Raw genomic sequence first — 15,750 nt, 5'->3', positions numbered from 1 at the left:
TCTCAGGAAATCAGTTTTTCAAGTTCATCTGCTGATAAACGATTGAGAGCCTCCAAGGATTTAGCCAAAACATCATGAACGGGCTGCAAATCAGGTTGCAGGGCTTGTACGGCCTCGCTGAAAGCCGCCAGATCGGCACTGGCGAACAGGCTGGCCAGCGGCACTTCGAAGCCCAACAACTCGCGCAGACGCAGAGCCACCTGGGTCGCCAGCAACGAATGGCCGCCGAGTTCGAAGAAGTTGTCCGTCAGGCCGACTCGCTCCAGCTTCAACACTTCTGCCCAGACCCCGGCGATCTGCTGCTGCAGTTGGCTTTCAGGCGCTACATAAACGTTTTGCAGCAGGCTGGCGTCCGGTTGTGGCAAAGCCTTGCGGTCAAGCTTGCCGTTGGCGGTCAGTGGCAGACTGTCGAGCAGCAACAGGTGCGCCGGCACCATGTAATCCGGCAGGTTGTGCTTGAGCGCCTGACGCAGGTGCTCACGCCACAGGCCCTGTTGATCGAGTTCGACCGACTGATCGGCCACCAGATACGCGACCAGTTGCACGCCACCGGCGCCTGGTTGATCCAGTACCACGGCTTGGCGGATTTGCGGCAACGCCAACAGTTGTGCCTCGATTTCCCCCAACTCGATACGGAAACCGCGAATCTTCACCTGATGGTCAATACGCCCGGCGTACTCAATCCGGCCATCGGCGCGATAGCGCGCCAGGTCACCGGTGCGATACAGCCGCGCACCCTCGTCACCGAACGGGTTCGGCACGAAACGCAATGCGCTGAGATCGGTACGCTTGAGATAACCGCGTGCCAGCCCGGCGCCGCTGACGTGCAATTCGCCGATGCAGCCCTTGGCCACCGGTTGCAGGTCGGCGTCAAGCACGTACCAGCCGAGGTCCGGAATCGGTTCGCCCAACGGGCTGCCGGCATCCTGTTCGAGATCAGCCAGGGTCAACGGACGGTAAGTCACGTGAACCGTGGTTTCGGTAATGCCGTACATGTTGATCAGCTGTGGCGCGGCGTCGCCGAAGCGTTCGAACCATGGACGCAGGCTGCGCACTTCCAGGGCTTCGCCGCCAAACACGACGTAACGCAGCGACAACTGCGCATCCTGTGGTGCGTCGCAGGTGACTTGCATCAGTTGCTTGAATGCCGACGGCGTCTGGTTGAGCACCGTGATGCGCTCGCGGCACAGCAGCGCATGGAACTCCTGCGGCGAGCGACTGACGCTGTGCGGCACGATCACCAGACGCCCGCCATACAGCAGCGCGCCGAAGATTTCCCAGACCGAGAAGTCGAACGCATACGAGTGGAACAGCGTCCAGCGGTCCTCGGCACCGAAGTTGAACCAATTGTCCGTTGCCTCGAACAGACGCAGCACATTGTCGTGGGCCAGCAGCGTACCTTTCGGCTTGCCGGTGGAGCCCGAGGTGTAGATCACGTAAGCGAGGCCGGCGCTGTCGGTCCAGACCTGAGGATCGGTTGCCAATTGATCCTGCCAGCAGCTGTCGTCCCCCAGCAGCAGGGTTTCGACGCTCTCGGCAACCTCCAGGTGATCAAGCACCCCCGGCTGCATCAGCAGCAAGGCAATGCCGCTGTCTTCGATCATGTATTGCAAACGTTCGGCCGGATACTGCGGATCCAGCGGCAGGTAAGCACCACCGGCCTTGAGGATGGCGACCAGGCCGACAATCATTTCGATCGAACGCTCGGCAGCCAGACCGACCAGCACATCGGCGCCGACGCCTCGTGCGATCAATGCATGGGCCAGGCGGTTGGCGCGGGCGTTGAGTTCGCCGTAGCTCAGTTGCTCCTCGCCCAGGCTCACGGCAATGGCCTCCGGTGCCCGACGCACCTGTGCTTCGATCAATTGTGGCAGGGTGCGGGTTTGCGCAAAGGTGGCCGGCGCACGGTTCCAGTCCTGCAACACCGCTTGTTGTTGCGCGGCATCGAAAAGACGGAGATCGGCCAACAGGCATCGCGCGCTCGCCCCGCTGATTTGCAGCAACAGGTGCTGCAAGTGGCCCGCGATCTGCTCGATCTGCGCAGCGCTGAAATATTCACGGGCATAGGCCAGTTGCAACGACAGGCTGTCGCTCAGGTCCACTAGCACCGTCAACGGCAGGTTGGTCTGCTCCTGGCTGCGCGCCTGGGCGAAACGCAAGCCTTGCGGCGCACCGTTGTTCAGCGCCTCCGACACCGGGTAGTTCTCGAACACCAACAAGCTGTCGAACAAGCCTTCGCCGCGTTGCCCGGACCAGCGCTGAATGTCCGCCAGTGGCGTGTATTCGAACTCGCGCATGGCCAGGTTCAGCGCCTGCACCGTTTGCAGCCACTCGCCAAGGGGTTGCTCGGCACGCGGGGTGGCGATCACCGGCAAGGTGTTGATGAACAACCCGACCTGTTGCTCGACCCCCGGCAACTGCGCCGGACGCCCGGCGACCGTAGCGCCGAACGCCACGGTCGACTGCCCGGAGTAACGCTGCAACAGCAGCAACCAGGCGGCCTGCACCACGGTGTTGAGCGTCACTTTGTGCTGACGGGCGAACGCGCCCAGACGCTGGGTCTGCACACGGTCCAGGCAACGGGTTTGCTGGTCATAACCGCTCTGCCCCGTGGTCGCCGATGTATCGAGGCAACTGCGGGCAAGGTGGGTCGGCTCATCGAGGTCGGCCAGACGCTCAGTCCAGAAGCGCTCGCTGGCCTGACTATCCTGACGCTGCAGCCATGCGATGTAATCGCTGTAACGGCCCACCGGTGCGGCCGGGGTTTCACCGGCGTAGCGCTGCATCACTTCGCCGAGCAACTGCGAGTTGCTCCAGCCGTCCATAAGGATGTGATGGCTGGTGTAGATCATCTCGTAGCGGTCATCGCCGGTGCGCACCAGCACCAGACGCAGTAGCGGCGCCTGCAACAGGTCGAAGCCTTGTTGCAGTTGCTCTTGCGCCAGCACGTCGAGCGCCGACGGCAGGTCAGCGCGGCCTCGCCAGTCCTGTAGGCTGAACGGCAGCCCGGCCTGACGCTGGACGATTTGCAGCGGCTGCTCCTGCTCGGAGATCCACACGAAGCGCGTACGCAGAATCGCATGGCGGTCGACCGCGCCCTGCCAGGCCTGACGCAGACGCTCGGGATCAAGGCCTTCGACGCTGACGCGCATCTGGTTGATGTAATCCCCAGAGCCTTGTTCGTACAGACTGTGGAACAACATGCCCTGCTGCATCGGCGATAGTGGGTAGATGTCCTCGACATCGGCACCGGCGCCCGGCAAGGCATCGAGCTGCTGCTGGTTGAGCGGCGCCAGCGGGAAGTCCGACGGCGTGATGCCGGCATTCTGCGCGGCGCAGCAATGTTCGATCAGCGCCGCCAGTTCGACTGCGTACTCATCGGCCAGACGCGCAATGGTCGCTTCATCGAACATCTCACGGCTGAAGGTCCAGCCCAGGCTCAACTCACCGCCATAGACCTGGCCGTTGAGTTCCAGCCAGTTGCTCAGCGGCGCCAACGGGCTCTGTTCGTCCCCGGCATTTTCGCTGGCCGGAGCGAACAACGCGCCGTCATCGAACTGGCTGTCGAACTGCCCGAGGTAGTTGAAGGTGATGCGCGGTATCGGCAGCGCCGCCAGCTCACGGCGGGTCGCTTCGTCGCCGAAGTAGCGCAGCACGCCAAAGCCCAGGCCCTTGTCGGGAATCGCCCGCAGCTGTTCCTTGATCTGCTTGATCGAACCGTCGAACGACGCGCTCGGGGTCAGGCGCACCGGGAACAGGCTGGTGAACCAGCCGACGCTGCGGCTCAGGTCGAAGTCGTCGAACAAGTCTTCACGACCGTGCCCTTCCAGCTGAATCAAGGTCGATGCCTGCCCCGTCCAGCGGCAGATCACTCGGGCCAGCGCGGTCATCAGCAGGTCATTGACCTGAGTGCGATACGCCGCCGGTGCCTGTTGCAACAGTTGCCGGGTCAGCGTCGAGTCAAGCCGCGTCTGCACGGTGTGTGCGTAGCGGTTTTGCAGGCTGGCCTGCGGGTTGCTGCACGGCAGATCGACAGGCGCATCCGCCAGTTGTGCGCGCCACAGTTCGAGTTCGCCAGCACGTTGCGGCGCGTGCTGTTGCAAACGTTCTGCCCAGTGCTTGAAGGCACTGGTCTTGGCCGGCAGGCGCAGCGTCTTGCCGTCGATGCGCTGTTGGTAAGCGCTTTGCAAATCTTCCAGCAGAATCCGCCAGGAAACACCGTCCACCACCAAGTGGTGCACCGCCAGCAGCAAGCGTTGCGAACCATCGGCCAGGCTCACCAGCAAGCCCCGCAACAGCGGACCTTGAGCCAGATCGAAACTGCGTTGCGCCGCAAGGCAGGCCGCCTGCAACTGTTGCTCATCGCTGACTGAAGCCTGCGTCAACAAGTTGTGTCTGACCGAATTCCCATGATGGGTCGCGGCCCAACCGCTGGCCGTCTCAGTGAAAGACAGACGCAAGGCATCGTGATGCGCGACCAGCCCTTGCAAGGCTTGCTCAAGTGCATCGGCCTCGATGCTGACGGCCGGTTTGAGCATCACCGACTGGTTCCAGTGATGCCGCTCGGCAATGTCTGCCGCGAAGAACCACTGCTGGAACGGCAGCAACGGCGTCGCACCGCTGACCGGACCTTGATCAATCTGCGCCCCGCCATCACCGAGGGTGGCGACGCCGGCCAGTGCCTGCACGGTCTGGTACTGGAACAGATCTTTGGGGGTAAAGCGGATACCGGCCTGACGCGCACGGGCCACCACTTGAATCGAAATGATCGAATCGCCACCCAGCTCAAAGAAGTTATCGCACAGCCCTACTCGCGGCACTTTCAGCACGTCAGCCCACACCGCAGCGATGCGTTGCTCCAGCTCAGTGCGCGGCGCGATGTATTCGGCCTTGCCGGCCCCCAATTCAGGTTTCGGCAGCGCCTTGCGATCCAGCTTGCCGTTGGGGCTCAATGGCATCTGCGCAAGATTCAGCCACTGGTTGGGCACCATGTACTCCGGCAGTCCGGCGTGCAGATGACGCATCAGCGTGTCGCGCCAGTCCGCGCTTTCTTCGTTCAGCACCACGTAACCGGTCAACAGTTTGCCGTCGATCACCAACACCGCGGCTTCACGGACGTTGACGTGTTCGAGCAAACGCGCTTCGATTTCGCCCAGTTCGATACGCAAGCCGCGCAGCTTGACCTGATGGTCGATTCGGCCGGCGTATTCGATCACGCCGTCGGCGCGGTAACGCGCCAGGTCACCGGTGCGGTAGATCCGCTCGCCATCGCCATAGGGGCTGACGGCAAAACGTTCGGCGGTCAGCGCCGGACGCTGGTGGTAACCCCGCGCCAGACCGACGCCCGCCAGGTACAGCTCACCGAGCACGCCGGTCGGCACCGGCTCGAGATTATCGTCGAGGATGTAGCACCCCAGGTTGGCAATCGGCTGACCGATCGGCACGCTGTCGCGGCCCTCCTCCACACAGGTCCAGTGCGTCACGTCGATGGCCGCTTCGGTCGGGCCATAAAGGTTGTACAGCCCGGCGCCTGGCAGTTTGGCGAAGACTTGTTGCTGCGCGTCCGCCGGCAGCGCTTCACCGCTGCAAACGATGCGTTGCAGGCTGGCGCATGTGCTGACCTCGGCGTCTTGCAGGAAGGCCTGCAACATCGATGGCACAAAGTGCAGCGTGGTGATGTGTTCGCGGTTGATCAAGGCCACCAGTTTTGCCGGATCGCGGTGATCGCCCGGGGCTGCGACAACCAGACGTGCGCCGGTCATCAGCGGCCAGAAGAACTCCCACACCGAAACGTCAAAGCTGAACGGGGTCTTTTGCAGCACGCTGTCGCCCGCGCCGATTCCATAGGCCTGTTGCATCCAGCACAGACGGTTGGTCAGCGCGACATGACGGTTGCCAGCGCCTTTCGGTTTGCCGGTGGAACCGGAGGTGTAGATCACATAGGCGAGGTTTTCACCCTCGACTGCCACGTCCGGATTGTGGCTGGCGAAGCCCACCAGGGATTCCTCCAGCAACAGCGTTTGCACCTGCTCGCTCAACGGCAGGGCATCGAGCAACTGCGCCTGGGTCAGCAACAGTTGAACGCCGCTGTCTTCGATCATGTAGGCGAGGCGTTCCTGCGGGTATTCCGGGTCCAGCGGCACATAAGCGCCCCCGGTTTTGAGCACGGCCAACAGACCGACGACCATTTCCATCGAACGTTCGGCGGCGATGCCGACCAGGCTTTCAGGCCCGACACCCAGCGCCATCAGCTTGTGTGCCAACTGGTTGGCGCGAGTATTGAGCTGCGCGTAGCTCAGGCATTCGTCGGCGTATTTCAGTGCCGCGGCATCCGGCGTACGCAGTACCTGCGCTTCGATCAACTGCTGCACGCTCAGGTGTAGCGGGTACTCGGTGGCAGTGGCGTTCCAGTCTTCGAGGATCTGCTGGCGCTCTTGCGCGGCGAGCATCGGCAACGCGGCGATGGACTGCTGCGGCGCAGCGACAATCGCACGCAGCAATGCTTGCCAGTGTTCGAACAGGCGCGCGATGGTCGCGGCCTCGAACAGATCGCTGGCGTAGGTCAGACTGACCATCAGCCCGGTGGCGGTTTCTGTGGTATCCAGGGTCAGGTCGAATTGTGCGGTGCCGCTGTTCCACGGCAGGCCTTCGATGCGCAAATCCGCCACTTCCGTGACCGGCGCTGCATCGCGCTGGTGGTTGAACAACACCTGGAACAACGGGCTGTGGCTCAGGCTACGCTCTGGCGCCAGCGCTTCGACCAATTGCTCGAACGGCAGATCCTGATGCGCCTGGGCGCCCATTGCCGCCTGACGAGTCTTCTGCAGCAGATCACGGAAACTCAGGTCGCCGGCAAACTGTGCGCGCATCACCTGGGTGTTGACGAAGAAGCCGATCAGACCTTCAGTTTCGGCGCGGTTACGGTTGGCAATCGGCACGCCGACACGGATGTCGTCCTGGCCGCTGTAGCGGTGCAACAGGGTCTGGAACGAGGCCAGCAAGAGCATGAACATCGTCACCCCCTCACGCCGGGCAACCTCCTGCAATTGCGCGCTCAACGCGGATTCCAGCGGCGCATCCAGCCGCGCGCCACGATAGCTCTGCACCGCCGGACGCGAATGGTCCAGCGGCAGCTCCAGCACCGGTTGTTCGCCGCCGAGTTGGGCCAGCCAATAGTCGAGTTGACGCTGACGCTCGCCGGCCTCCATCCACTGCCGCTGCCATTGCGCGAAATCGGCGTATTGCAGCGTCAGCGCTGCCAGCTCGAACGGTTGTCCGGCGCGTTCTGCGGCATACATCGCCATCAGGTCGCGCACCATCACTTGCATCGACCAGCCGTCAGACACGATGTGGTGCTGAGTAATCACCAGCACATGATCGTCTGCCGCCAACCGCAGCAGGCTGACGCGCAGCAGCGGCCCGTTCAACAGATCGAACGGTTGGCGGATCTGCGCCTGCACCCAGTCCGCTAGACCCTCTTCGGTGTTGAGGCTGTGTTGTTCAATCGTCAATTGGCCTTGCGCATGAATCACCTGCACAGTGCGCTCGTCGTCCTGACGGAACGTGGTGCGCAACGGTTCATGACGCGCCACCAGTTGATTGAAGCTGTTCTGCAACGCGGCGATGTCCAGCGCACCGCGCAAGCGCAAGGCACTTGGCACGTGGTAAGCGGCGCTGTCTGGCTCCAGTTGCCAGAGGAACCACTGACGTTCCTGGGCATAAGACAACGCCAGTGCATCTCCGCGCGGCAGCGCCAGCATCGGCAGGGTTTCGCTGTGTTGCAAGGTGGCGCAGGCGGCGGCAAAGGCTTGCAGCGTCGGCTGCTCGAACAGCGTACGCATCGGCACATCGAGCTTGAGCGTCTGGCGGACCCGGGAAATCACTTGGGTGGCCAGCAGCGAGTGGCCGCCACGTTCGAAGAAGCGGTCGTTGAGCCCCACCGCGCCGGATTCCAGAACGGTTTCCCAGATCTGCGCCAGTTGCACTTGCAGCAACGTCTGCGGCGCAACATATGCGCACAGGTCCTGGCTCAGCTCGACTTTCGGCAGCGCGGTGCGATCAAGTTTGCCGTTGTTGTTCAACGGCAACGCGTCCAGCGACAGCAGGTGCGCCGGCACCATGTAATCAGGCAGCACCTGTTGCAGCGAAGCTTTGAGCGAGTCCAGCCACTTCGCGGTCGCAGGTTCGGTGCCTGCTTCGGGCACCACATAAGCCACCAGTTGTGCGCCGCCCGGGAAATCCTGAGCGATCACCGCGGCGGCGCGCACGCCCTCCTGCGCTTGCAGACAGGCTTCGATTTCACCCATCTCGATGCGCAAGCCGCGAATCTTCACTTGATGGTCGATACGCCCGGCGTATTCAAGATCGCCGTTTTCGTTGTAGCGGGCGAGGTCGCCGCTGCGATACAGACGCCCCCCCGCCTCGGCGGCAAACGGATCCGGCAGGAAGCGTTCGGCGGTAAGGGCCGGACGATCGAAATACTGCTGCGCCAGACAGGCGCTCGCGCCGATGCACAATTCGCCGACACCACCGGCTGGCAGCAATTGCCCGGCGCTGTCGAGTACGTACAACGCGCGACCGGGAATGGCCCGGCCAATCGGAATACCGAAACTGTCGCTGGCATCGCTCAAGCGGCAGTCGTGCACGCTGGACACCACCGTCGCCTCGGTCGGCCCGTAGGTGTTGAGCAAGCGCACGTGGCTCAAACCTGCCTCGTGCCACAGGCGCAGGCCTTCGACGGACATGGCTTCACCACCGACGTGAACCTGACGCAACCGGCCCAGGCTGGCGATGTTGCCGCCAGCGCATTCACGCGCCAGCAAGAACCAGTAAGCCGCCGGCAAGTCCGCCAGGGTCACGCTTTGGCCGACGATCTCGTCTGCCAGTTGCAGGACGTCCCAGAGTTCATCGCCTCGCATGATCAGCGCCGCACCGACGCACAGCGGTGGGTAGCACTGCTCGACAAAACCGTCGAAGCTGAAGGTCGCAAATTGCAGCACGCGATCACCGGCAGTGAGCGCCGAATACTCGGCACCGGTCTGGCAGAACTCGCGCAGCGCCCCGTGAGCAATCGCCACGCCTTTTGGCTGGCCGGTGGAACCCGAGGTGTAGATCACGTAAGCCAGGTCATCGACCGTGGCGTGATTCAGCGGATCGCTGTCCGGATAACCGCCCAGCGTCTCGATGATGTCGCTCAGGCGCAGATGCTCGAGCCCCTCCGGCAGCGGCACGTCTTGCAGCAGAGCGGATTCATCGAGCAGCAGATCGACACGGCTGTCTTCGATCATGTAGGCCAGACGTTGGGGCGGGTAGTTGGCATCGAGCGGCACGTAGGCGGCGCCCGTCTTCAGCACGGCCAGCAAGCTGACGATCATTTGCGGGCCACGACGCAGCGCCAGACCGACGCGTTTGCCCGGCGCAGCACCGCTGGCCTGCAGACGGTGGGCGAGGCGATTCGCCTGGCGGTTCAGTTCGTCATAGCTCAGGCGCTGTTCACCGCACTGCACGGCCAGTGCCTGCGGTGTGGCTTTGGCCTGCGTGGCAATGCGCTCGTGCACCAAGCCTGCGTGCAGCAACTGCAGCGCCGGCGGTTGGCAGTGGGCGCGCATGGCGTGCGTGGCGGCTTCATCAAGTAGCGTCAGGTTGCCGAGGCAACCCGTGGCGTTGGTGATCAGTTGCTCGAGCAAGTGGCGCAGGTTGGCACAGAGCATGTGCACCTGAGCGGCGCTGAATCGCGCGGCGTCGTAGCTCATCTCCAGGCTCAGCGTGGCGCCGAGTTCAATGCCCAGCGTCAGCGGATAGTGAGTGCGTTCATGGTTATGCAGGTTGCCGAAGGTCAACCCGGCCGGCGCGCCCTGTTTCAGCGCCTCGGCCACCGGGAAGTTTTCGAACACCAGCAGACTGTCGAACAGCGCCGAGCCCTGATGCCCTGCCCAGCCCTGAATGTCGTACAGCGGCACGTGCTCGAAGTCACGCAGGGCCAGGTTCTGCGCCTGCAAATCAGCCAGCCACTGGCCGACGCGGTGATCCGGGCGCGGGTTGCACACCAGCGGCAAGGTGTTGATGAACAGCCCTAGTTGCTGCTCGATGCCCGGCAGCGGTGCCGAACGACCAGCCACAGTGGCGCCGAACGCTACGCAGTCCTGCCCGGTGTAGCGTTGCAGCAACAGGCTCCAGGCCGCTTGCAGCAAGGTGTTGAGGGTGACTTTCTGCTGACGGGCGAACTCGCCCAAACGCCGTGTTGCGGCTTCGTCGAGCACCTCGCGATGTTCGTCTGTGCCGTGGCCGCCCACGGGCGGACGCAGGGCATCGGCAAGCAGCGTCGGCGCCTGCAACGGAGCCAGCGCAGCATTCCAGAACGCCTTGCCAGCGCCTGCTGATTGCTGCTGCAACCAGCCCATGTAATCGCGGTAATGCCCGACCGGCGCCGGCAGTGAGCGCCCGGCGGCGTAGTGCGATATCACCTCGCCGAGCAACTGCGCATTACTCCAGCCGTCCATGAGGATGTGGTGGCTGGTGTAGATCAAATGCCAGTGATCGGCACCGGTGCGCACCAGTTTCAGGCGCAATAACGGCGCGCAGTCGAGCTCGAAACCCTGCGCCCGCTCAGCTTCGGCCAGCGCATCGGTGTCAGTGTTGTCCAGTACCTGCAGCGGCAGTTGCACCTGGCGGCTGATCACCTGATGGGCGCTGTCCAGGCCCTGCCAGTGGAAGCTGCTGCGCAGCACATCATGCCGCGCCAGCGCCGCTTGCCAGGCACTGGCAAAACGCTGCGGATCAAGGCCCTGGATGTCCAGACGCATCTGGCTGATATAGGCCTCGACCTGCGGTTCATACAGGGTGTGGAACAACATGCCCTGCTGCATCGGCGACAGCGGATAGACATCTTCGATGACCGCGGCGGCCACTGGCAACGCATCCAGTTGCGCCTGATTGATACGTGCCAACGGGAAGTCCGATGGCGTCGCTTGCGCGGTGTCGAGGGCGCAGCAGTGCTCGATCAGTGCCGTCAGTTCTGCGGCGTAGCGATCAGCCAACATTTGCACGGTGGCGCTATCGAACATCTGCGAGCTGAAACCCCAGCTCAGGCTCAATTCACCGCCATAGACCTGGCCTTCGACCGTCAGCCAGTTATCCAGCGGCGCCTGCGAATCCTGGGCGGTACCGCCGGACTCGGCGGATGGCACCAGCAGCGCCTGCTCATCGAACTGACGATCGAACTGTCCCAGATAGTTGAAGGTAATCCGCGGCGGCGGCAGTGCCGCCAGTTCTTCGCGCACCGACGGCGCTGCCAGATAACGCAGCACGCCGTAACCCAGACCTTTGTCCGGTACTGCGCGCAGTTGTTCTTTGATCGCCTTGATCGAACCGTCGAGGTCCTCGGTCGCCACCAGGTTGACGGCGAACAGGCTGGTGAACCAGCCGATGCTGCGCGTCAGGTCAATATCGTCGAACAGGTCTTCACGGCCATGGCCTTCCAGTTGAATCAGGGTGCCCGGCTGACCGCTCCAGCCACTGATGGTGCGCGCCAGTGCCGTCAGCAGCAGATCGTTGACCTGCGTGCGATACGCCGCCGGTGCCTGTTGCAGCAATTGGCGCGTGTGCTCGGCGTCCAGACGCCATTCGATCTTTTCGCCGAAACGGTTTTGCAGGCTGCCTTCCGGGCGTTCGCACGGCAGATCCTGTGCGGCGTCGTGCTGGGCTTTCCAGTAAGCCAGTTGATCGTCGAAGCGTGAAGCCTCGCTGCTCAGGCGCGCAGTCCAGCTCTGGAACGCGCTGGTCTTGGCCGGCAATTGCACGCCTCCGCCCGCTGCGAGTTGCTCGTACGCTTGCTGCACATCTTCCAGCAACACGCGCCACGACACACCGTCCACCACCAGGTGATGGAGGATCAGCGACAGGCGTTGACTGCCATCGGCCATGGTCACCAAGACCGCGCGCAGCAACGGCCCGTTGGCCAGATCAAGACTGCGTTGGGCGGCGTCGCAATGGGCGGTCAGTTGCTCGGTCGTCTCGGCCGTGCGCTGCCACAGGTCAGCGCGTTCGACCTGTGCGGCGTACGCTTGCCGCCAGCCTTCGGCGCCCTCGACAAAACGCAGGCGCAAGGCATCGTGGTGGTTGATCACATGGGTCAACGCGGCGTCGAGCCACTGAGCGTTCAGCGCCTCGCGCGGGGTTAGCAACAGGGACTGGTTCCAGTGTTCACGCAGCGGCATCGCCCGGCTGAAGAACTGCTGCTGGATCGGCCCCAACAAGGCCTCGCCCGTGGCCGGCGCCTGATCCACCGAGCTGTGGCTGTCGAGGATCGCGACCAGCGCCAGACTGCGCACAGTCTGATACTGGAACAGGTCACGCGGGCTGATACGGATCCCGGCCTGCCGCGCGCGGCTGACCACTTGAATCGAAATGATCGAATCGCCGCCCAGCTCGAAGAAGTTGTCTTCCAGACCCACGCGTTGCAAACCGAGCACGTCTTCCCAGATCGCCGCCAAGGCTTTTTGCATGGCATCCTGCGGCGCGACGAAGGCTTGCTGCGGCGCGGCATCCGGCTGCGGCAAGGCTTTGCGATCGAGCTTGCCGTTGGCGGTGACCGGCAGTCTGGCCAGCGTCATCAGGTAAGTCGGCACCATGAATTCCGGCAGGCTGCCGAGCAGCCAGGCTTTGACGTCCTGTTGCCATTGTTCGTCTGCCTGAGCAGTGTCCAGCACCAGATAGCCAACCAGATGCTTGCCGCCCTGCACCAGCACCACGGCTTCACGCACCAGCGGATGCTGCATCAGGCGGGTTTCGATTTCGCCCAGCTCGATGCGCAAGCCGCGCAACTTCACCTGATGATCGAGACGCCCGAGGTATTCGATGACACCGTCGGCACGCTGGCGCACTCGGTCACCGGTACGGTACAGGCGCGCGCCGTCATGGAACGGGCACGGCACAAAACGCTCGGCGGTCAGTGCCGGGCGCTGGTGATAACTGCGCGCCAGCCCTGCCCCGCCCAGGTACAACTCACCGGCCACGCCGCTCGGCACTGGCGACAGTTCGGCATCGAGCACATGGGTGCGCAGGTTGGCGATAGGCCGACCGATTGGCACGCTGTCGGCACCCTCGTCGACACAGGTCCAGTGAGTGACGTCGATGGCCGCTTCGGTCGGGCCGTACAAGTTGTAGAGCCCGGCGTTCGGCAGTCTGGCGAACACTTGCAACTGCGCATCGAGTGGCAATGCTTCGCCGCTGCAGACAATGCGCTTGAGCCCGACACAAGCTTCAACGCCCGGCTCATGAATAATCGCCTGCAACATCGACGGCACAAAGTGCAACGTGCTGATGCCGTAGCGATTGATGGTCTTGATCAACAGCGATGGATCGCGGTGCGCGCCTGGCGCTGCCACGACCAGGCGCGCGCCGGTCAGCAGCGGCCAGAAAAATTCCCAGACCGACACGTCAAAACTGAACGGGGTTTTCTGCAGTACCGAATCGCTGGCGTCCAGCCCGTAAGCCTCCTGCATCCAGCACAAACGGTTGACCAGCGCCGCATGACTATTACCGGCGCCTTTCGGTTTACCAGTGGAACCAGAGGTATAAATCACATACGCCAGGTTCAGCGGATCGACGACCACGTCCAGACGACTTTCACTGTAGCGATCCAGCCAGTCGGCTTCCTGATCGAGGGTAACCACCGTCACTCCGTCGGTCGGCAGCGACGATAACAACGCACTCTGGGTCAGTAACAAGGTGAGGCCGCTGTCCTCGATCATGTAGGCCAGACGCTCTTGCGGGTACTCCGGATCCAGTGGCACATAGGCGCCGCCGGCCTTGAGAATCGCCAACAGACCGATCACCATTTCCAACGAACGCTCGACGCAAATCCCCACCAGGCTGTCGGCCCGCACGCCTTGCTCACGCAACAGACGGGCCAGTTGGTTGGCCCGCGCATCCAGTTGCGCGTAACTCAGGGTTTGTTCGGCGAACACCAGCGCCGGGGCATCCGGGGTGCGCGCCACCTGGGCTTCAATCAGTTGATGGATGGCTTGCTCAGTCGGGTAAACCGCTGTTGCATCGTTCCAGGCATGCACCAGCGTGTGCTGCTCATCGGCGTCCAGCAACGGCAGCTCGCCAATGCGTTGCGCAGGATCAGCGACCATTGCCTTGAGCAGACGCAACCAGTGGCGCGCCATGCGTTCGATGGTCGGCGCGTCGAACAGGTCGCTGGCGTAAGTCAGTGCGGCGTGCAGCTTGCCGCCCTTCTCCCACGTGTCCAGCGTCAGGTCGAACTGGGTGGTTCGGCTTTGCCAGTCGAGGCTGTCGAGCACCAGGCCCGAGGCCGTGCTGAGGGCGGCGATATCGGCCACCTGCGGCTGGTGGTTGTACATCACCTGGAACAGCGGCGTGTGACTGAGGCTGCGTTCCAGTTTCAGCGCTTCGACCAGTTGCTCGAACGGCAGATCCTGATGCGCCTGGGCACCGAGCGCCGTCTCTTTGATCGCCTGCAGCAACGTATCGACGCGGGTCTGGCCATTTATCTGGGTACGCAGCACCTGGGTATTGACGAAGAAACCGATCAGGCCTTCGATCTCGGCGCGATTACGGTTGGCAATCGGCACGCCGACGCGGATGTCGGTCTGACCGGTGTAACGGTGCAGCAGCGCATTGAAGGCGCCGAGCAACAACATGAACAACGTGACTTGATGCTGTTGCGCGGTGGCGCGCAGTTGCTCGGCCAATGGGCCGTCGACGGCAAACTCATAGCGCGTGCCGCGATAGCTCGGCATGGCCGGGCGCGAATGGTCCAGCGGCAGCTCCAGCACCGGGTGCTCATCACCCAACTGCGCCTGCCAATACTCCAGTTGCCGCGCCTGCTCGCCGGCTTCCAGCCAACGGCGTTGCCACAACGCGTAATCGCTGTACTGAACCGGCAAGGCTGCCAGTGCCGGTTGCTGGCCGGCGTCAAAGGCGTCATAGCAACGGATGAACTCGTCGATCAGCACGTTCATCGACCAGCCATCGGAAACGATGTGGTGCAGGGTCAGCAGCAATACGTGCTCCTGCTCGGCGAGCTTGAGCAAGGTAACCCGCAGCAAAGGCCCGACGGCCAGATCGAACGGCAACACCGATTGCTGCTCGGCGGCACGAACGACAGCCGCCTCGCGTTCGGCGGCCGGCAGTGCGCTGAAATCTTCGTGATGGATGTTCAAGGTCGCCGTGGCCGGCACCTGCAACAGACTGTCGTCAGTCTGACGCTGGAACACCGTGCGCAAGGTTTCATGGCGCGCCACCAGTGCCGCAAACGCCTGCTCCAGTGCTGGCAGATTCAGCAGCCCGCTCAGACGTACCGCGCCTGGCAAGTTGTAGGCGCCGCTGTGCGGGTCCAGTTGCCAGAGAAACCACATCCGTTGCTGCGCGTAAGACAACGCCTGGCGATCTTCGGCCTCGATCCCGGCGGGAATCGGGAACCGGGCGAAATCCACGCCCTCCTTTTGCAGGGCCGCGAGGAACATCTGGCGCTTTTCCAGGGGCAACCCGATAAACCGGCGAGCAAGTTTCAAGGAGTCTTCAGCATTCATTTCTTAGCATCCGGATCAGTAGGCAGGAAGCACAAAGGCACGTCGTCCCTATAAAACGAATGCACACCGGAAAAATTAGCGAATGAGAAGAACTTGCAGACAAGACAAACCCCTGTAGGAGTGAGCCTGCTCGCGATAACGGCTTTTCAGTCAATGATGCAGCGACTGACAGACCGCTATCGCGAGCAGGCTC

Annotated in this window: 1 protein-coding gene; it reads right to left on the bottom strand. The window is 62.9% G+C overall.

From position 1 onward, the window contains the following. Window positions 1-2 precede the first annotated feature (2 nt). The gene (locus tag BK670_RS03340; protein WP_123448596.1) at window positions 3-15,557 is read right to left on the bottom strand and encodes a non-ribosomal peptide synthetase; all 15,555 of its coding nucleotides are present in this window, start codon (window positions 15,555-15,557) and stop codon (window positions 3-5) included. Between the last annotated feature and the right edge of the window lie 193 nt (window positions 15,558-15,750).

Source organism: Pseudomonas fluorescens (genome assembly GCF_003732425.1).
Classification (GTDB): Bacteria; Pseudomonadota; Gammaproteobacteria; order Pseudomonadales; family Pseudomonadaceae; genus Aquipseudomonas; species Aquipseudomonas fluorescens_BE.
This window is presented reverse-complemented; position numbering and strand designations above follow the sequence as displayed.